Origin of the sequence: Kitasatospora sp. NPDC058046, assembly GCF_042885595.1 — a bacterium.
GTDB lineage: Bacteria > Actinomycetota > Actinomycetes > Streptomycetales > Streptomycetaceae > Kitasatospora.
In genome coordinates this window covers 175,573-195,089 of sequence record NZ_JBHVRS010000007.1, presented here as the reverse complement: position 1 = coordinate 195,089, position 19,517 = coordinate 175,573, and the positions used below count along the sequence as shown (strand labels likewise).

At 74.7% G+C, this 19,517-nt stretch carries 16 protein-coding genes and 1 pseudogene; 10 read left to right on the top strand and 7 right to left on the bottom strand.

All coding sequences use genetic code 11. The annotated features are described in order from the left end of the window. The first annotated feature begins 8 nt into the window (after positions 1-8). The 5 genes from ACFVU7_RS17240 (at position 9) to ACFVU7_RS17220 (ending at position 8,485) form a co-directional block, all read left to right on the top strand. Positions 9-1,949: an acetyl/propionyl/methylcrotonyl-CoA carboxylase subunit alpha gene (locus tag ACFVU7_RS17240; RefSeq protein WP_388045754.1), complete on the top strand. Its 1,941-nt coding sequence runs from the start codon at positions 9-11 to the stop codon at positions 1,947-1,949. 13 nt (positions 1,950-1,962) lie between these two features. After that, a complete protein-coding gene (locus tag ACFVU7_RS17235; RefSeq protein WP_375873644.1) occupies positions 1,963-3,132 on the top strand; it encodes an acyl-CoA dehydrogenase family protein in 1,170 nt (389 codons plus the stop codon). 393 nt (positions 3,133-3,525) lie between these two features. Then, positions 3,526-5,124, top strand: a complete 1,599-nt coding sequence (locus ACFVU7_RS17230) for a 4-coumarate--CoA ligase family protein (RefSeq protein ID WP_049659698.1) — start codon at positions 3,526-3,528, stop codon at positions 5,122-5,124. A 113-nt stretch (positions 5,125-5,237) separates the two neighbouring features. Continuing rightward, positions 5,238-5,858: a TetR/AcrR family transcriptional regulator gene (locus ACFVU7_RS17225; RefSeq protein WP_049655195.1), complete on the top strand. Its 621-nt coding sequence runs from the start codon at positions 5,238-5,240 to the stop codon at positions 5,856-5,858. A gap of 149 nt (positions 5,859-6,007) precedes the next feature. Continuing rightward, complete coding sequence (locus tag ACFVU7_RS17220; RefSeq protein WP_074003730.1) at positions 6,008-8,485, top strand: SpoIIE family protein phosphatase; 2,478 nt, start codon at positions 6,008-6,010, stop codon at positions 8,483-8,485. A 76-nt stretch (positions 8,486-8,561) separates the two neighbouring features. Here the strand turns inward: ACFVU7_RS17220 and ACFVU7_RS17215 are convergent, their stop codons facing one another. The 7 genes and pseudogenes from ACFVU7_RS17215 to ACFVU7_RS17185 all read right to left on the bottom strand — a co-directional run bounded on the left by ACFVU7_RS17215 (position 8,562) and on the right by ACFVU7_RS17185 (position 15,169). Next, positions 8,562-10,145 carry an MFS transporter gene (locus ACFVU7_RS17215; protein WP_380739562.1) on the bottom strand — a complete coding sequence of 528 codons (1,584 nt, stop codon included), beginning with the start codon at positions 10,143-10,145 and terminating at the stop codon, positions 8,562-8,564. Between the two features lie 128 nt (positions 10,146-10,273). Then, positions 10,274-10,810: pseudogene (locus ACFVU7_RS17210) on the bottom strand (TetR/AcrR family transcriptional regulator); the annotation flags it as partial. 159 nt (positions 10,811-10,969) lie between these two features. Then, positions 10,970-11,362, bottom strand: coding sequence for a cell division protein SepF (locus ACFVU7_RS17205; protein WP_053112231.1), 393 nt, complete (start codon positions 11,360-11,362; stop codon positions 10,970-10,972). Between the two features lie 294 nt (positions 11,363-11,656). Next, positions 11,657-12,172: a DinB family protein gene (locus ACFVU7_RS17200; RefSeq protein WP_049655198.1), complete on the bottom strand. Its 516-nt coding sequence runs from the start codon at positions 12,170-12,172 to the stop codon at positions 11,657-11,659. A gap of 80 nt (positions 12,173-12,252) precedes the next feature. After that, the gene (locus ACFVU7_RS17195) at positions 12,253-12,969 is read right to left on the bottom strand and encodes a TVP38/TMEM64 family protein (RefSeq protein WP_388045752.1); all 717 of its coding nucleotides are present in this window, start codon (positions 12,967-12,969) and stop codon (positions 12,253-12,255) included. A gap of 86 nt (positions 12,970-13,055) precedes the next feature. Next, complete coding sequence (locus tag ACFVU7_RS17190) at positions 13,056-13,826, bottom strand: dienelactone hydrolase family protein (protein ID WP_388045750.1); 771 nt, start codon at positions 13,824-13,826, stop codon at positions 13,056-13,058. Between the two features lie 92 nt (positions 13,827-13,918). Next, a complete protein-coding gene (locus ACFVU7_RS17185) occupies positions 13,919-15,169 on the bottom strand; it encodes an MFS transporter (protein ID WP_388045749.1) in 1,251 nt (416 codons plus the stop codon). Positions 15,170-15,278: 109 nt separating this feature from the next. Between ACFVU7_RS17185 and ACFVU7_RS17180 the strand changes: the two genes are divergently transcribed. The 5 genes from ACFVU7_RS17180 (at position 15,279) to ACFVU7_RS17160 (ending at position 19,509) form a co-directional block, all read left to right on the top strand. Then, a complete protein-coding gene (locus tag ACFVU7_RS17180; RefSeq protein ID WP_375873650.1) occupies positions 15,279-16,463 on the top strand; it encodes an ROK family transcriptional regulator in 1,185 nt (394 codons plus the stop codon). Between the two features lie 105 nt (positions 16,464-16,568). After that, a complete protein-coding gene (locus tag ACFVU7_RS17175; RefSeq protein WP_181970475.1) occupies positions 16,569-16,985 on the top strand; it encodes a molybdopterin-binding protein in 417 nt (138 codons plus the stop codon). A gap of 86 nt (positions 16,986-17,071) precedes the next feature. Beyond that, a complete protein-coding gene (locus ACFVU7_RS17170) occupies positions 17,072-17,536 on the top strand; it encodes a hypothetical protein (RefSeq protein ID WP_380739570.1) in 465 nt (154 codons plus the stop codon). Further along, entirely contained in the window at positions 17,533-18,267 is a 735-nt protein-coding gene (locus ACFVU7_RS17165) for a glycerophosphodiester phosphodiesterase (RefSeq protein WP_375873653.1), read from the top strand. Before ACFVU7_RS17170 ends, ACFVU7_RS17165 begins: the two co-directional genes overlap by 4 nt. Positions 18,268-18,402: 135 nt before the next feature. Then, the gene (locus ACFVU7_RS17160; protein WP_375873654.1) at positions 18,403-19,509 is read left to right on the top strand and encodes an AI-2E family transporter; all 1,107 of its coding nucleotides are present in this window, start codon (positions 18,403-18,405) and stop codon (positions 19,507-19,509) included. Positions 19,510-19,517 lie beyond the last annotated feature (8 nt).

The following is a 19,517-nucleotide window of genomic DNA, read 5'->3' as shown; positions in this document are numbered from 1 at the left end:
CCCAGACGATGATCACCAACCTGCTGGTCGCCAACCGGGGCGAGATCGCCCGCCGGGTCTTCCGGACCTGCCGGGAGCTCGGCATCGCGACCACCGCCGTCCACTCCGACCCGGACGCCGGCGCCCCGCACGTGCGCGAGGCCGACGCCGCCGTCCGGCTGCCCGGCGCCGCGCCCGCCGACACCTACCTCCGCGCCGACCTGCTCGTCCGCGCCGCGCTCGCCGCCGGGGCCGACGCCGTCCACCCCGGGTACGGATTCCTCTCCGAGAGCGCCGACTTCGCGCGGGCCGTGCTGGACGCGGGCCTGGTCTGGGTCGGCCCGCCGCCCGCCGCGATCGCCGCGATGGGCTCCAAGACCGCTGCCAAACGGCTGATGGCCGAGGCCGGGGTGCCGTTGCTGGGCGCGCTCACCGAGCCTGCCGAGGCCGACCTGCCGCTGCTGGTCAAGGCCGCGGCGGGCGGCGGCGGGCGCGGCATGCGGGTCGTCCGGAGCCTGGCCGACCTCCCCGGCGAACTGGCCGCCGCCCGCGCGGAGGCGGCCAAGGCCTTCGGCTCGGACGAGGTGTTCTGCGAGCGCTACCTGCCCGCCGGGCGGCACGTCGAGGTCCAGCTGCTGGCCGACGCCCACGGCACCGTCTGGGCGGTCGGCGACCGGGACTGCTCGCTGCAGCGGCGGCACCAGAAGGTGATCGAGGAGGCCCCGGCCCCCGGCCTGCCGCCGGAGGTCCGCGCCGAGCTGCACGCGGCGGCCCGCGCCGCGGCCCGGGCGATCGGCTACACGGGCGCCGGCACCGCCGAGTTCCTGCTCGCCGGGGACGGCCGGTTCTTCTTCCTGGAGATGAACACCCGCCTCCAGGTCGAACACCCGGTCACCGAGGCCGTCACCGGTCTGGACCTGGTGGCCCTGCAACTCGCCGTCGCCGAGGGCGCCGAGCTGCCGCCCGACCCCCCGGCGCCCGGCGGCCACGCGATCGAGGCCCGGCTCTACGCCGAGGACCCGGCCAGGGACTGGCAGCCGGCCACCGGCACCCTCAACCGGTTCGAACTGACGCTCCCGTACCAGGAGTTCACGTGTGCCGAAGCGGGCTCCGGCACCGGCCTCCGGCTGGACTCCGGCGTGGAGTCCGGCAGCGAGATCACCCCGCACTACGACGCGATGCTCGCCAAGGTGATCGCCTGGGGGCCCACCCGCGCGGCCGCCGCCCGCCGGCTCGCCGACGCGCTCGCCCGCGCCCGCGTCCACGGCCCGGCCACCAACCGGGAGCTGCTGGTCCGGGCGCTGCGCCACCCGGCCTTCCTGGCCGCGGACCTGCACACCGGCTTCCTGGCCGAGCACGCGGCCGACCTCACCGCCCCGGACACCAAGGGCGTCGACCGCGCCGCGCTGGCCGCCGCCCTCGCCGACGCCGCCGGCCGCCGCGGCGCGCTGCCCTCCGGCTGGCGCAACCTGCCCTCCCAGCCGCAGCTCAAGCGCTACCGGGCCGAGGACGGCACCGAGGCGGCCGTCCGCTACCGGCTCACCCGCACCGGACTGCTGGCCGAGGACCACCCGGACGTCGAGCTCGTCGAGGCCGCGCCGGACCGGGTCGTGCTGTCCGAGGGCGGGCTGCGCCGCACCTACCGCGTGGCCCGGTACGGCGACCGGGTGCACGTCGACACCCCGGCCGGCGGCACCGCGCTCACCGCCCTGCCGCGCTTCCCCGAACCCGCCGTCCGCACCGACCCCGGCGCGCTGCTCGCCCCGATGCCCGGCACCGTCGTCCGGGTCGCCGCCGCCGTCGGGGACACCGTCACCGCCGGCCGGCCGCTGCTGGTGCTGGAGGCGATGAAGATGGAGCACCGCGTCGTCGCCCCGGTCGACGGCACCCTCGTCGAACTGCGCGCCACCCCCGGCCGGCAGGTCGAAACCGGCACCCTGCTGGCCGTCGTCCGGCCCACCGAAGCCTGAGGAAGGACCCCGCATGTCCATCGGCAGTCAGCTCCTGGAGACCCCCGAACGCCAGACCCTGCGCCGGGCCGTCGGCGACCTCGGCCGCCGCTACGGCTCCGCCTACTACCTCGCCAAGGCCCGGGCCGGCGAGCCCGCCGACGAACTGTGGGCGGAGGCCGGCAAGGCCGGCTACCTCGGCGTCAACCTGCCCGCCGAGTACGGCGGCGGGGGCGGCGGCATCACCGACCTCGCCATCGTCCTGGAGGAGCTCGGCGCCGCGGGCTGCCCGCTGCTGATGCTGATCGTCTCCCCGGCGATCTGCGGCACCGTGATCGCCCGCTACGGCACCCCGGAGCAGCAGCGGCGCTGGCTGCCCGGCCTGGCCGACGGCAGCCGCAGGATGGCCTTCGGCATCACCGAACCGGACGCCGGCTCGAACTCGCACCGGATATCCACCGTCGCCCGCCGGGACGGCGAGGACTGGCTGCTGACCGGCCGCAAGGTCTTCGTCTCCGGCATCGACCACTCCGACGCGGTGCTGTTCGTGGCCCGCACCGAGGACGCACGGACGGGGAAGCTGAAGCCCTGCCTGTTCGTCGTCCCGCGCGACACCCCCGGCTTCGAGTACCGGGCGATCCCGATGGAACTCGTCGCCCCGGAGAAGCAGTTCCAGGTCTTCCTGGACGACGTCCGGCTGCCCGCCGACGCCCTGGTCGGCGACGAGAACGCGGGCCTGCTCCAGCTGTTCGCCGGTCTCAACCCCGAGCGGGTCCTCACCGCCGCCTTCTCGCTCGGCCTCGCCCGCCAGGCCCTCGGCAAGGCCGTCGAGTACGCGAAGACCCGCACCGTCTGGTCCACCCCGATCGGTGCCCACCAGGGCCTGGCCCACCCGCTGGCCCAGTGCGCGGTGGAGATCGAACTGGCCCGGCTGATGACCCAGAAGGCCGGCCTGCTCTACGACGCGGGCGAGGACCTCGCCGCCGGGGAGGCCGCCAACATGGCCAAGTACGCGGCGGGGGAGGCCGCCGCCCGGACGGTGGACCAGGCGGTGCAGACCCTCGGCGGCAACGGCCTGACCCAGGAGTACGGGCTGGGCGCGCTGCTGACCGCCACCCGGGTCGGCCGGGTCGCCCCGGTCAGCCGCGAGATGGTGCTCAACTACGTCGCCCAGCACACCCTCGGGCTGCCGAAGTCGTACTGAGCGGCCGCCGCCGGTGGTCCTGAGCAGCCGCCGCCGTACAGGCCACCCCGGTCGGCCACCCGTTCGGTGTCGCCCGCCAGGGTGGTGCCGGCGCAGGCCTTGACGTAGCCCTCGCCACCGGGCGCGGCCGGAGCGGCAGGAGCGGGACGGGGCCGGACAGGGGCCCCACAGCGGGGAGTTCCGGGGGCGGGGCCGCTGCCGGAGGCGGGCGGCCGTGGTGCGCGCCCTCCGGTCGGGCGCCCCCCGGGAGCGACCGTGCCACGGATGGTCCATTACGGGTTCCCCACAATGGCCGAGCCAGGCCCCCTACTGTCCGTATGCTCCTGAACGCGCCCCGCACGGAACTGCTAGCCGGTTTTGTTGCTACGTCAACTTCCATACTGGAGGCCCACCTTGGTGTTCCGAAGCGAGTTCCCCGACGTTGCCGTGGTCGACCTGCCGATCCACGAGGCGGTGCTCGGCGCCGCGGCGAAGTACGGCGACCGCCCGGCCCTGATCGACGGCGTCACCGGCGAGACCACCAGCTACGCCCAACTCGCCGACGCCGTCGAGCGGGTGGCCGCCGGACTGGCCGAGACAGGCGTCCGCCGCGGCGACGTCGTCGCCCTCTTCAGCCCCAACTCGACCGCCTACCCGATGGCCTACTACGGCGCGACCAGGGCCGGCGCCACCGTCACCACCGTCTCGTCCTTCGCCACCCCCGCCGACCTCGCCGGCCAGCTGCGCGACAGCGGCGCCCGCTGGCTCGTCACCGTCTCCCGCTTCCTGCCGACCGCCCGTGCGGCCGCCGAACTCCTCGCCGAACAGGGCCGCCCGCTGGCCGAGACCGTCGTCCTGGACGGCGCCGAGGGCCACCGCTCGCTCGCCGACCTGCTGGCCGCCACCGGCCCCGCCCCCGAGGTCGCCATCGACCCGGGCGAGGACATCGCCGTGCTGCCCTACTCCAGCGGCACCACCGGCCTGCCCAAGGGCGTGATGCTCACCCACCGCTCGATCGCCACCAACCTCTCCCAGTGCGACGCCCTCTACCGCCCCGCCGAGGGCGAACGGGTGCTCGCCGTCCTGCCGTTCTTCCACATCTACGGACTGGCCGCGCTGCTCAACCAGCCGCTGCGCTGCGGCGCCACCGTGGTCGTGCTGCCTCGCTTCGACCTGGAGCAGTTCTGCCGCACCGTCCAGGAGCACCGGGTGCAGGCCCTGGTGGTGGCCCCGCCGATCGCCCTCGCGCTGGCCCGGCACCCCGTCGTCGAGCAGTACGACCTCTCCTCGGTCGAGTACCTGCTGTGCGCCGCCGCCCCGCTCGACCACGAACTCGCCGACGCCTGCGCCCGGCGCCTGGGCCTGCCGCACCTGCTCCAGGGCTACGGCATGACCGAGCTCTCCCCGGTCACCCACGTCGTCTCCCCGCGCGAGGGCGACCCCTCGCCCGGCTCGGTCGGCCGGATGGTCCCCTCCACCGAGCTGCGGATCACCGCCCTGGACGGCTCCGACGGCGACCTCGGGCCCGGCGAGCCCGGCGAGCTGCTGATCCGCGGCCCGCAGGTGATGAAGGGCTACTTCGGCCGCCCCTCCGAGACCGCCGCGGTGGTCGACGCCGAGGGCTGGCTGCACACCGGCGACGTCGGCTTCGTGGACGAACGCGGCTACCTGTACATCGTCGACCGGGTCAAGGAGCTGATCAAGTACAAGGGCTACCAGGTCGCCCCCGCCGAACTGGAGGCCGTCCTGCTCGGCCACCCGCAGATCACCGACGCCGCCGTGATCGGCGTCCCGGACGCCGAGGGCACCGAGTGCCCCAAGGCCTTCGTGGTCCGCGCCCCGGGCAGCACCCTGACCGCCGAGGAGGTCACCGGGTACGTCGCCGGACAGGTCGCCCCGTACAAGAAGGTCCGCCTGGTGGAGTTCGTCGACACCGTCCCCAAGTCCGCGGCCGGCAAGATCCTGCGCCGCGAACTGCGCGCCCGCGAGGCCGGGCGCGCCGCCGCCCGCTGACCGGCCGGGGCCGCCCCGGCGGCCGGGGACCGGGGCGCGTCTGTGAGGATCGTCCCGCCGCGCCCCGACCGGCACCCGCCGCGCCCCGACCGGAACAGGAACCGCCCGCCGCCATGACCAGCCACCCCGCCGCCCGCACCCCGCAGCAGGACCGCAGCCGAGCGACCAGGGCCCGGCTGCTCGCGGCGGCCGTGGACTGCCTGGCCGAGCTCGGCTGGCACGGCTCCACCGTCACCGTCGTCGCCGAACGGGCCGGGGTCTCCCGGGGCGCGGCCCAGCACCACTTCCCGACCCGCGAGGACCTCTTCACCGCGGCCGTCGAGCACGTCACCGCCGAGCGGCTGGCAGCCGTCCGCGCCCACGCGGACGAGCTGCCGACCGCCGGCCCCGACCGCACCGGGGCCGTGGTCGACATGATCGTGCGGCTCTACACCGGCCCGCTGTTCCGCGCCGCCCTGCACCTGTGGACCGCCGCCGCCACCGAGGAGGCGCTGCGCGAGCGGATCATCGCGCTGGAGGGCCACGTCGGCCGGGAGGCCCACCGGGCCGCCGTCGAGTTCCTGGACGCCGACGAGAGCCGCCCCGGAGTGCGCGAATCCGTGCAGGCCACGCTGGACCTCGCCCGCGGACTGGGCCTCGCCAACCTGCTCACCGACGACAGCCACCGACGTTCCGGCGTGATCCGGCAGTGGGCGGGCGTTCTGGAGAGTACGCTGCGGCCGGTACGCCCATGACGCCCGTACACCCGGAGCGACCGGACGCCCCCTGACCAAAGGGGTCGCCGGGCGGCCGATGTCCGTGCAGTCTGGAGAAGAATCCCGGCCGGCACCGACCGCGAGGCCCACCCGGCCGGGCACGAGCCGAACCGGGGTGCTGCCTGATCATGCACGGACACGAGTGGGACGCGACCGCCGCCGACCCGGCACCGGGCCGTGCCCCGGTACGTCCCGAGGGCGCGAACCCCGAAGGCCACCGGCTCGTCCCGCTCGCGACGGCGCTGCTCCAGGACGACGGACTGATCCTGCACTGGAGCGAGGACGCCGAGGCCCTGCTCGGCTACTCCGCCGAGGAGGCCGTCGGCAGCTACGCCGCCCAGCTGCTCACCGACGGGTCCGACCGCTCCGAGGTGCTCGGCCTCTTCCAGCGGATCATGACCGGCAGCGGCTGGTCCGGCGTCTTCCCGGTGCGCCACCGCGACGGCCACAAGGTCGAGCTGGAGTTCCGCACCTACCCGATAGCCGGCCCGGCCGGCACCCTGCTGCTGCTCGCCACCGCCTCCGACACCCGCGCCCTGCACGCCGTCGAGGCCGACCTCGCGGTCCTGGACGGCATCTTCGGCCGCTCACCGATCGGCATGGCCGTCTACGACACCGGACTGCGCTACATCCGGATCAACGAGGCACTCGCCCGGATGAACGGGGTGCCAGTCGCCGCCCACCTCGGCCGCCGGATATCCGCCGTCCTGCCCGGCATCAACAGCGCCGAGATCGAGCAGATCATGCGCCAGGTGCTCAAGACCGGCAAGCCCGTCGTCGACGCCCGCTCGCACGGCCGGGTCCCCGGCGACCCCCGGCGGGACCGCGCCTGGTCCGCCTCCTACTTCCGGCTCGAGGACTCCACCGGCCGGATCTTCGGGGTCTGTTCCTCGATCATCGACGTCACCGAGCGCTTCCAGGCCGAGGCCCGCGCCGCCCGGGCCCAGGAACGGCTCGCCACCATCGCCGAGGCGACCGCCCGGATCGGCACCACCCTCGACCTCCAGCGCACCGCCGAGGAACTGATCGAGGCCGTCGTCCCCCGGTTCGCCGACTTCGCCACCGTCGACCTGCTGGAGCCGGTGCTGCGCGGCGCCGAGCCCACCGCGATCCCCTCCGACCGGAACGTCACGCTCCGCGCCGTCGCCGTCGGGGAGTCCTACGAGAGCGGCCTCGCGCACGCCGTGGACGTGGTCGGCGAGACCTCCGAGTACGCCCCCGACCGCAGCTACACCCAGTGCCTGCGCGCCGGGAAGCCGCTGCTGCGCACCCACGTGGACGAGGACGTGCTGCGCGGGCTGGTCTCCAGCGAGGACCGGGTGGCCCCCGGGATGGCGGCGGGCATCCACTCGTACCTGATGGTGCCGATCACCGCCCGGGGCATGGTGCTCGGCGGCTCCGAGTTCATCCGGATGCGCAACCCCGAGCCGTTCACCGCCGCCGACGTCGCCCTCGCCGAGGAACTGGTCGCCCGCACCGCGCTGGCCCTCGACAACGCCCGGCTCTACCGCCGCGAGCGGGAGACCGCCCTCACCCTCCAGCGCAGCCTGCTGCCGCAGGAGGTGCACCGCACCCTCGGCCTGGAGATCGCCTACCGCTACCTGCCCAGCAGCGTGGTCAGCGAGGTCGGCGGCGACTGGTTCGACGTGGTGCCGCTGTCCTGCGGGAGAGTCGCCCTGGTGGTCGGCGACGTGATGGGCCACGGCATCCGGGCCGCCGCCACGATGGGCCAGCTGCGCACCGTCGCCCGGACCCTCGCCACCCTCGACATGCCGCCGGAGCAGGTCCTCACCCGGCTGGACGAGACCGCCTCGGGAATCGGCGAGGGCCAGTTCGCCACCTGCATCTGCGCGGTGTACGACCCGCTGGAGCGCACCGTCCAGGTCGCCTCGGCCGGGCACCTGCCGCCGGTCCGGGTCGCCCCCGACGGCACCGCCGCCAGGGTGGACGTGCCGCCCGGGGTGCCGCTGGGCGTCGGCGGGGTGGCCTTCGAGTCGATCGAGTTCACCATCCCCGAGGGCGGCATGGTCACGCTCTACACCGACGGCCTGGTCGAGCGGCGCGGCGAGGACCTGGACACCGGGATCGACCGGCTCGCCAGCACCCTCTCCGGCCCCGGCCGGACCCTGGAGGAGAACTGCGACGCCGTCCTCGCGGCGCTGGTCACCGACGGCACCGAGGACGACATCGCGATGATCATGGCCCGGGTGCTGCCGCTGCCCGCCGACCGGGTCGCCACCCTGCCGCTGTCCGGCGGCGGCCGGCTGCCCGGCAGGGCCCGCCGCTTCACCCGCGCCACCCTGGAGGCCTGGGGCCTGGCCGCGCTCACCGACTACGCCGAACTGCTGGTCAGCGAGCTGGTCACGAACGCCCTGCTGCACGCCGACGCCCCGCGCCGGCTGCGGCTGTTCCGCGACCGGGTGCTCACCCTGGAGGTCGCCGACGCCGGCGGCCAGACCCCGCAGCTGCGCCCGTTCGCCGAGCAGGACGAGGGCGGGCGCGGGATGTTCCTGGTCAGCGAGCTGGCCCAGCGCTGGGGCAGCCGGCTCACCCGGGACGGCAAGGTGGTCTGGGCCGAGCTGGAGCTGCCGTTCGGGGTCTCGTAGGTCCCGTAAGGAACGGTGGTTCCGTACACGAGAACGGCCGTTCCCCCCGGGGGGAACGGCCGTTCTCGGTGCGCTGTTACGCCTTGACGCTCGGCTGCGCGGCCGACACGTCGACGGCGCCCTCCGGGCCGGTCCCGGCGCCCGTCTCCGCCCCGGCCGTCGGCTCGGACAGCCCGCGCAGCAGCCGCCAGGCCATCACGGCCGCGCCGACCAGCAGCGCGGCGGCCAGCAGCCCGGCGCTGTTCATGCCGTGGACGAAGGACTCCCGGGCGCTCGCCAGCAGCGGCTGGGCGAGCTCCGGGGACAGGCCCTGCGCCGTCTCGACGGCCGAGCCCAGCGATTCGCCCGCCCGGGCGGCGGCCGCCGGGTCCGTCCCGGCCGGGACCGCCAGCCCGTTCGCGTAGATCGAGCCGACCACCGAGCCCACCAGCGCGATGCCGAGCGCGGTGCCCAGCTCGTACGCCGTCTCCGAGACCGCCGAGGCGGCGCCGGCCTTGTCGGCGGGCGCGGCGTTCAGCACCAGGTCGGCGCCGAGCGTGTAGACCACGCCCTCGGCCGTCCCGACCAGCAGGAAGGAGGCGGCCAGCAGCAGGTAGGTGGTGTCCTGCTCCAGCCAGCCGAGCGCGCCCACGCCCAGACCCATCGCCAGCAGACAGGCCGTCAGCGCCTTGCGGGCACCGTAGCGGCGGGCGATCAGGGCGGTCAGCAGGCCGCCGACCACCGATCCCGCGAAGGCCGGCAGTTCGGCCAGGCCCGCCTGGAGCGGCTGGTAGCCGCGGACCAGCTGGAGGTACTGCGAGACCACGAAGATCACGCCGGAGAGCCCGATCAGGGAGATCAGCGAGGCCGACACGGCCGCGGTGAACCGCCGGTCGCGGAACAGCCGGACGTCGAGCAGCGGGGTCTCCAGCCGCAGCTGGCGGCGGACGAACACGAACAGCGCGGCGGTGCCCAGGACGAAGGCGACCGGCACGTCCCAGCGGTCCACGCCGTGCGCGGCGGCCTCCTTGACCGCGTACACCGCGCCGATCACGCCGGCCATCGACAGGACGACGCTCAGCACGTCCCAGCGGCCCGGCTTCGGGTCCTTGGACTCCGGCAGCAGCCAGGCGCCGAACACCAGCAGCAGGATCAGCACCGGGATGTTCAGCAGGAACACCGAACCCCACCAGAAGTGCTCCAGCAGCACCCCGCCGACCACCGGCCCGAGGGCGGCCCCGGCGGTGGCGGCCGCGCCCCAGATGCCGATCGCGGTGGCCCGCTCCCGGTCGTCCGGGAAGAGGCCGCGGATCAGCGAGAGCGTGGAGGGCATGATCGTCGCCCCGGCCACGCCGAGCAGGGCGCGGGCCACGATCAGCCAGCCGGCGCTCGGCGCGTAGGCGGCCAGCAGCGAGGCGGCGCCGAACGCGGCGGAGCCGGCCAGCAGCAGCTTCTTGCGGCCGATCCGGTCGCTCAGGGCGCCCATGCTGACCAGCAGGCCGGCCAGCACGAAGGAGTAGGAGTCGCCGATCCAGAGCAGCTGGGTGCCGCTGGGGCGCAGCGTCTCGCTGATGGACGGGATGGCGAGGGAGAGGACGGTCGCGTCCAGGGCGACCACGGTCACGGCCAGGACGAGGACGGCGAGGCCGGTCCAGCGCTGGCGGGCGGTCAGGGTGTTCATGGTGTATCGGTGTCCGGCCTGTGGTCGGCGGTGCTGTGGATGGGGGTGGTGACGGCAGTGGTGCTGCGGTCGACGGTGCTGGGGGTGGCGCTTTGGGCGGCAGGGACGGGCGTCCGCGCGTCCGGTCTGCGCAGTGCGCCGCCGAGGAACAGCTCGGCGAGCGAGAAGGCGGCGTCGCGCGGGGCGAGCCGGCCGTCCTGGATGGACCAGCCGACGCCGGCCACCAGGTCGAAGAAGGCCTCGCTCAGCCAGGCGGCGCTCAGCTCGATGCGGAACACGCCCTGCTGCTGGCCGCGCAGGAAGAGCGCGTGCAGCCGGGCGATCTGGACCTCCCAGAGGTCGTTGATGTCGTCGTTCTCGTAGAGCTGGTTCTCTCCGGCCAGGAAGGCGCAGAGCATGGCGTCCGGGACGGAGGCGTCCACCAGACGGCGCAGCGCGGCCTCGGCGTCGCCCTCTTCGACCTCGGCGGTGTCCAGCGCGGCGGCGAACCGGCGCAGCCCGAGCAGGCCGACCTCGCGGATCAGCGCGTCGCGCCCAGGGAAGAGCCGGTGCAGCGTGGCGCGGCTGATGCCGGCGGCGCGCGCGATCTCGTCCAGGTGGGCGGTCGGGCGGCGGGAGAGCACGCCGACGGCGGCTTCGAGGACGGTGTCGCGGTCGGTGGCCATGGATCGAGTCTAGTTCATATGAGACACCGATGTCTCATTCTTTTGTTCGAGCTCTCAGGTGATGCGCGGGATCTCGGCGCTCGGACAGCAAAAAACCGGGGACGGTGGGTGTACCGTCCCCGGTTCCGGGGTGTCTGTGAGCCCTCGCGGGGCGGCGGCTCAGCTCTGGTTGTAGAAGCCGGTGTCGTCCATCGGGCGGTCGATCACCATGACCTCGACGTCGGCCGGGGTGAGCAGGAAGACCCTCCGGGCGATCCGCTCGATGCCGCCCCGGGTGCCGAAGATCAGCCCGGAGGCGAAGTCGACCATGCGCTTGGCCTCGGCCTCCGACATCTCGGTGAGGTCCATGACCACCGGGATGCTCGCCCGGATGTGCTCACCGACCGTCCGGGCCGCCTCGAAGCCCGTCGGCCGCAGGGAGACGATCTTCGTGGGCGCGGGGGCGGCCGGAACCGTCTCCTGATCGACCCACTCGTCGTCGTACACCGCGGCCGGGTAGTTCCCCGAGGGCATCAGCCACCCGTTGTGGTGCTCGTCGCGAAGTGCTCCCATGCCGCGCCTCCCTGCCTCGTCCCGTCCTGGTCCCCCGGGGGTGCGTGCCGTTCTTGACACGTCATCCACTCGTCGGAACTGTCCGAGTATCGCACTGTTCACCGGTCCCGTGCCCGCTCGCAACCCCCGTACGAGTCGTGCCGCGCCGGAAACCCGGGCGAACCCGGGCACTCCCACTGACGCGGCGCAGCGCCGTACGGTTGCGCGCGTTGACCTTATCGGTCGCGGTCACGGCGTAATTGACCTTCTGTCAACAATGCGGAAACGATTTCACCCGCGGTGTCACCCGCAGGGTCACTCGCCGGTCGATCCGTCGATCAATTCGCGCAGAAGATCCGCGTGGCCGTTGTGTCGGGCGTACTCCTCGATCATGTGGGTGAGGATCCAGCGCAGCGTCACGGGCTGACCGCGGCGCGGCTTCTTGCCGACGGTCTCCAGCGGCAGGCCGGCGGCGGCGCTGCGGGCGGCCTCGACCTCGGCGCGCCAGACGGCGAAGTCGGCCGCGACGTCGGCGGTGTCGACGTCGTCGAAGTCGCCGTCCTCGTTCTCCTTGGTCCAGAAGTGCCCCTCGGCGTTCTCCTGGCCGAGCAGGACGGACTGGAACCAGTACTGCTCCACCTCGGCCATGTGCCGGACCAGGCCCAGCAGCGAGAGGTTGGACGGCGGGACGGAGCGCAGCCGCAGCTGGTCGTCCGTCAGGCCCTCGGTCTTCAGCGCGAGGGTGTGGCGGTGGTAGTCGAGGAAGGCGTGCAGGGTGGCGGCCTCGTCGGCCGTCATCGGCGGGTCCACCCGCGGGTCCGGTGCAGTCATGCGCGCCATCCTGGCCTCCGGCGGCGCACCGGCGCGAACGATTTTGTCCTGGTGGGCGGCCGCGGACGGCCGGGCCGGGTTCAGCCGACCGTCGCCCGGCGGCGGGTCCGGGCCGCCCGCCAGAGGCCCACCACGCTGCCCAGCACCAGCAGCGCGATCACCCCCGCCGACAGCAGGAAGGCCGCCGAGCCCGGCCGGCCGGCGCTGGCCGCCGCCGTGACGTACACGGCCGTGGTCGGCACCACGCCGATCGCGGTGGCGAGCACGAAGGGCAGGAAGCGGACCCCGGAGAAGGCCGCGCCGTAGTTGGCCGCCTGGAACGGCATGCCGGGCAGCAGCCGCAGCACCAGCACGCTGCGGAAGCCCTGTTCGGTGAACCGCCGGTCCAGCGCCCCGAGCACCTTCCCGCGCAGGTACGGGCGGAGCGCCTCGCGGCCGAGGCCCCGGCCGAGCACGAAGGCCAGGGCGGCGCCGACCGTGGTGCCGAGCACCGCCAGCAGCACGCCCTGCTGGATGCCGAGCAGCAGCCCGGCCGCGGCGTTCAGGGCCGGCCGGGGCACGAAGGCGAGCGTCCCCACCGCGTAGACCAGGGCGAACAGCGGGCCGAACCAGTAGCCCGGCATCCGGTCCGCCAGCCCGCCGGACAGCAGCTCCGTCGGGCTCCACAGCAGGAGCGAGCCGGCCGCCGCCGCGAGCACCGCGACCAGCAGGGCGAACCGCCACCACGGGGAACGCGGCGCGACGGCGGGCACCTGCGGTGCGAGGGGCGGGACGGGAACGGCATCGGGCTCGAACACCGCCCGAGCCTAACCGGTCCCGGGCCCCGGCCCCGCCGCCGTCCACGCCCCGGTCCAAGGCCTGGGGCGGGGGCCGGGATCCGGGTTCAGCGCGGCCGGGCGAGGAAGCCCAGCAGGCGCTGCCACGCGTCCCGGGCCGCGTCGGCGTGGTCGACCGCGGCGAGCTCGAAGAAGTTGTGCGGCGCCCCCGGATAGGTGACGAAGGTGTGCGGGCAGCCGGCCGCGGTGAGCGCGGCGTCGAAGGCCTCGACGGCGGCGGCCGGGATGTGCTCGTCCGCGCCGCCCCAGAGGGCGAGGACCGGGGCGGTCAGCTCCGCCGCGAGCTGGGTGGGCCCCGGGGCGCCGTGGATGACGTCCGGGTAGCCGTAGAAGCCGACCGCGCCGGCCAGGCCGAAGCGCGGCGCGGCGGTCCGGAAGGCCTGTCGGCCGCCGAAGCAGAAGCCGAGCGCGACCACCTCGGCGGGCCCGACGGCGCGCAGCCGTTCCAGCGCTGCGGTGATGTCGGCGTCCAATCCCTCGGGGGTGAGCGCGAGCAGGTGGGGGAGCAGGTCCGGCAGTTCGCCGAATTCCGCCGGGCGCTTTTCCGGGAAGGCCCCGGCGGTGCGGCCGTAATAGTCGAGGACGAGCGCCGGGTGGCCCTGTTCGGCGAGCCGGGCGGCGGTCTGCCGGTAGAACGGGGAAAGGCCCCTGTTGTCCGGCAGGACGAGTACGCCGACGCCGGTGGCGACCTCCGGGCGGGCCAGGAAGGCGCCGAACCGGGTGCCGTCGGCCGAGGTCAGGGTCAGTGGGGCGGCCTCGGCCAGCGGCCACGGGGCGGGACCGGGGGCGGGCGGGGCGGCGTCCGGGTCGTAGCACACGGGGAATACCTCTCGCGGAGCACGAAAACCGCCGGACGCGGCGCGCCCGGCGGTTCGAGACTTTAGCGGGGAATTCCCTCAGGAATTCATCATCATATCGTGGAGAGATCTTTTCCGGAAGGCTTTTCCGGTGACGTTGCGGTCACGTTCTCGCCGCCGGAATTCCGTTCGGCCAGCCGCAGCGCCCCGGCGCTCAGCAGCAGGGCGAAGGCGAGCGCGGTGACCAGTCCGAAGGAGACGGTCAGCGAGGTGGCCTGGGCGAGGGCGCCGATGACCGCGGGAGCGATCAGGCCGGAGGTGTAGGTGACGGTGGCGACGCCCGCGATGGCCTGGCTGGGGTTGCTGCCGATCCGGCCGGCCGCGGCGAAGGCGAGCGGGACGATCACCGCGATGCCGATGCCGATGAGCGCGAACCCGGGGATGGCCAGCGCCGGGCTGTCGGCGGCGACCACCAGCAGGCCGCCGACGGTGGCCACGGCGCCGCCGACGCGGGTGGTGCGGACGGCGCCGAGCCGGCGGATCGCCGCGTCCCCGGCGAGCCGGCTGACCGCCATGGTGAGCGAGAAGGCGGTGTACGAGGCGGCGGCGACGGTGGCCGAGGCGCCGGTGACGTCCCGCAGGTAGACGCCGCTCCAGTCCATCGAGGCGCCCTCGGCGAAGACCGCGCAGAAGCCGACCAGCCCGATCACCAGCGAGCTGCGCGGCGGCAGCGCGAACCGCGGCGGCTCCTCCGCGCCCTCGTGCGCCCGGATGTCGGGCAGGCCGCGGCAGACCGGCTGGGCGAGGGCGAGCAGGACCAGCGCGGTGACGGCCAGTTGGAGCCTGGCGTCGAGGTCCAGGTGGGCGGCGAGGATGCCGAAGGCGGAGGCCAGCAGGCCGCCCGCGCTCCACATCCCGTGCAGTCCGGACATGATCGAGCGGCCGAGCCGCTCCTCGATCTCCACGCCCTGGGCGTTCATCGCGACGTCCGCCATCCCGGCCGCGGCGCCGTACACCAGCAGGGCCGCGCACAGCACCGGCAGCGAGGGGGCGAGCGCGGGCAGGGCGAGGGCCAGGCACCAGAGCGAGATCAGCCCGCGCACCGCGGCCCGGCCGCCGTAGCGGTGCACGAAGCGGCCGGCCAGCGGCATGGCGAGGGAGGAGCCGATGGCGGGCATGACCAGGGCCAGGCCGAGCTGGCCGGTGGACAGGTCGAGGCGGTCCTGGAGCCACGGGATGCGGGTGACGAAGCTGCCGCTGACGGCCCCGTGCACGCAGAAGACCAGGGCGATGCTGGCCCGGGCCCGGCGGGGTGCGCTCAGCGGTTCCGGCGGTGGCGGTGGTGGCGCGGTGGTCCCGTTCATGGGGTGTTCCCTCCCGGTCGCGCGGTGTGGGGCGCGACAGTGCCCTGTGACGGTCGATAAACTATCAGGAAGGGACCCTGATAGAAACACTCTGGAAGGATGATCCGCCATGACCATCGCGCGTACGGCTACGCCGAGCACCGCCCGGGCGATCAACGACCGGCTGGCACTCAACCTCCTGCTCGAACAGGGTCCGCTGACCGCGACCGAGCTGCGCGGCCTCACCGGCCTGTCCCGGCCGACCGTCGCCGACCTGCTCGAACGGCTCCAGCGCACCGGCCTGGTGGCCGTCGTCGGCGAGCGCGGGGAACAGCGGCGCGGCCCCAACGCCCGGCTCTACGCGCTGGTCGCCTCCCGGGCCCACCTCGCCGCCTTCGACGTCCGCTCCGGCGGCGTCAGCCTGGTCGTCGCCGACCTGGCCGGGCGCAGCCTGGCCACCGCCGAGGTCCCGGTCGAGGGGGACGGCGGGCCGGACACCGCCGGGGAGATCGTCGCCACCCTGCTGGAGACCGCGCGCGGCGCCGGCGTCGACCGGCTGCACACCGTCGCGGTCGGCGCCCCCGGGCTGGTCGACCCGGCCACCGGGCGGCTGCAGAGCACCGGCAAGCTCCCCGCCTGGCACGCCGAACTCCTCGCCGAGCTGCGGCGACTGCCCGGCACCGAGGTGATCCTGGAGAACGAGGTCAACCTCGCCGGGCGGGCCGAGTACCGGGTCGGCGCCGCGCGCGACCGCGACACCTTCGTCCTGCTCTGGCTGGGCCACAGCGTCGGCGCCGCCGTGATCCTGGACGGGCGGCTGCGCCGGGGCTTCTCCGGCGGCACCGGCGAGATCTGCTTCCTGCCCGTCCCCGGCACCGTCGGCCTGCCCAGCGCCGACAGCTGCGAGGGCGGCTTCCACGGCCTGGTCGGCAGCGCCGCGATCTGCGCGCTGGCCCGCGCCCACGGGCTGCCCGCCGACCCGGCCGGGGACGCCCCCGCCGCCGAGGCCGCCGTCCGGGCCGCCCTCGCGGCCGGCGAGGCGGGCGGGGGCTTCCTGGACGAGCTGGCCGAGCGGATCGCGATCGGCGCGGCGAGCGTCTGCGTGGTGCTGGACCCCGGCTGCGTGGTGCTCGGCGGCGAGATAGGCCGGGCCGGCGGGCCGGAGCTGGCCGGCCGGGTCGAGCGGCGGCTGGCGCTGCTCTCCCCGCTGAGCACCGAGGTGCGGGCCGGTACGGCGGGCGGCGGCGCGGTGCTCGCCGGGGCGGTGCTCACCGCCGGGGACGCGGCACGGCGCGACCTCTTCGGCGAGCCATAAGGTATGCCGTGGGGCGGCCCTCACATGATCGTCCGTACCGCCGGTACGGCAGGATGGCGCGGGGGCGCCCGCCCCGAGAACCCGAACCACCGTCAGGAGACGCACATGGGCCAGCCCGAGGTGCCGGCCAACCCGTACCGCATCGGCGAGGCCGCGGCGCTGCTCGGCGTCAGCGCCGACACCATGCGGCGCTGGGTGGACGCCGGGCGGGTCGCCGCCGCGCGGGACGAGCACGGGCACCGGATCATCCCGGGAGCCGAACTCGCCGCCTTCGCGCGGGAGTTGGCCCGGCCGGAGAACGCCGAGGCGGAGGGCCGGCCGTCCTCGGCGCGCAACCGCTTCCCGGGGATCGTCACCGACGTGGTGCTGGGCGACGTGGCCGCGCAGGTGGAGATCCAGGCCGGGCCGTTCCGGGTGGTGTCCCTGATCAGCCGGGACTCGGCGGTGGAGCTCAACCTGGTCCCCGGTGCGCCCGCCACGGCGGTCATCAAGTCCACCAATGTGATGATCGAACGCCGCTAGTCGGCCCGGTGGATCCCCGCGGATCCCTCCGCAGCCCCCTGCAACCCCCTTCGTACGAGTCCCGGAACGAACCGAGAGGCGCCCGGATGCCACCCCCGCACCTGCCGACCACCCAGAGCGCCGTGCTCGCGATCGAGGCCGTGGCCGCCCGGCACGGCCGCACCGTCCGCGCCCAGCACGACATCGGCCGCGACCGGACCTTCGCCGGGCTGGTCGGCCCGGACGGTCCGGGCGGCTCGGGCGGTTCGCTCGGGGAACTGGACGCCATCCCGCACGAGGCGCTGCTGGAGTTCGACGGCCGCCCCGCCGTCACCGTCCGGCTGTTCACCCACGACGAGGTCGCCGTGACCGTCGAGGGCATCGCCTTCGACGTCGACCGCGACCGCGTCCCCGGCTTCCTGAACGCCGTCTGGTCCGACCTGGTGCACGTCAAGGCGCGCACCTTCCCGCCGTCCACCACGCTGATCGTCACCGTCCCCGGGGAGCCGAGCCACCGCGAGGACATCGGCGTCCACAGCCTCACCCCCTGGCTCGCCGGAAGGATCCGATGAACGCCGCCGCCAAGCCGCTCGCCGCCGGAACGCTCGCCGCCAAGCCGCTGGCCGTCGCCCACCGGGGCGACCCGTACCGCTTCCGCGAGAACACCCTGCCCTCCGTCGAGTCCGCGCTCGCCGCCGGGGCCGACGCCGTCGAGGTGGACGTCCAGCTCACCCGCGACCGGGTGCCCGTCCTGCTGCACGACCGCACCCTGGAGCGGCTCTGGGGTGACGCGCGGTCGATCGACCGGGTCACCGCCGACCAGCTGGAGGAGCTGCGGCAGGGGCCGCTCGCCGTCCCCACCCTGGCCGAGGCGGTCAAGGCGGTGACGGCCGTCGAGGGCCGCCGGCTGCTGATCGACCTGGACGACGCGGGCCCGGCCGCCGCCGCCTGGTCGGTCGTCACCGGGCTCGGCGCCGAGGCGGCGGTCGCCTTCTGCGGCCCCACCACCGCCATGCTCGCGGTGCGCGAACTGAGCCCGGACGCCGAGATCGCGCTCACCTGGAAGCAGCCCCGGATGCCGGTGCGCGCCCTGCTGGACGACCTCCGCCCGCGCTACCTCAACCCGCCGTTCGGCCTGGTCACCCCCGAGTTCACGGCCGCCGCGGCGGAGCGGGGGCTCGCCGTCTCCACCTGGACCGCCGACCTGCGCCGCACCATGCGCCGGCTGCGCGACACCGGGGTCGCCTCCATCACCTCCAACCGGATCGGCGTCCTGCGCTCGGTGCTGGACGGCCGCCGCTGACCGGAGCGGTGCTCGGCCGGAGGGCGCCCGGGTCGCCCGTTCGGGTGCTCCCGGCCGATCCGCCGCGCGGCCCGTCGGAACCTCTGCTGAGCTGGGGCGGTTCGGAATCGTCGACGACCCCCGGCGGAGGTGGCCGTGTCCGTGGAGCGCGCGCCCGGCGAGCAGCGGCAGCCGGACGACCGCAGGCCGTACCTGATGCTGCCGCCCGGGCTGCGGCAGGCGGCGGCCTGGTCGGTGGCGGTGATCCTGCTGATCGCCGTCGCCTCGCTGGTGGTCTTCGCGCTGGTCGAACTGCGGGCCGCGACCGTGCCGTTCGTCCTGGCGCTGCTCGGGGCCTCGCTGCTCTACCCGGTGGTGCCGTGGCTGGTGGGCCGGGGCGTGAGCCGGAGCCTGGCGGCCGGGCTGACCTGCGTGGTGCTGGTGGTCGCGGTCAGCGGGGTGATCGCGCTGCTGGTCAACTCGCTGGTGCACAGCGCCCCGCAGATCGCCTCCTCGCTCCAGGAGGCCGGGCAGCGGCTGGCCGACTGGCTGGGCCCGCTGGGGGCGAAGATCCGGCACGGCCTGGACAACGCCAAGGGCGAGACCAACTCGCTGGTCTCCACCCTCACCAACGGCGTGCTCTCCGGGCTCGGCCTGCTCACCCAGCTGGTCACCGGCGGGGTGCTGGCGCTGGCCCTGGTGTTCTTCTTCCTCCGGGACGGCCACCGCACCGGCGACGCCATCCGCTCCTACCTGCCCGAGCGCAGCGCCACGACGGTGATCGCCTGCGCGGAGCGGGCCTTCGACGCGATGGCCGGGTTCATGCGGGGCACCACCCTGATCGCGCTGATCGACGCGGGCTTCATCACCATCGGCCTGATCGCCCTCGGGGTGCCGGGCGCGCCCGGGCTCGGCGCGCTGGTCTTCATGGGCGCCTACATCCCCTTCGTCGGGGCCTTCCTGTCCGGCACGGTGGCCGTGCTGGTGGCGCTCGCCGACGGCGGCCTGGGTACGGCGCTCTGGGCGCTGGGCGTGGTGCTCGCGGTGCAGATGATCGAGGGCAACGTCCTCCAGCCGGTCATCCAGAGCCGGACGGTGGAGCTGCATCCGGCCACCATCATGGTCGCCGTGGTGGCCGGCTCGGGCATCGCCGGGATCATCGGCGCCCTGCTCGCGGTGCCGGTCTGCGCCGCCGTGATGGGCGTCATCTCGGTGCTGCGGGGCGACCCGGACGCGCGGGAGAAGTCGGTTGCCGGGCCGTGACCCGTTGT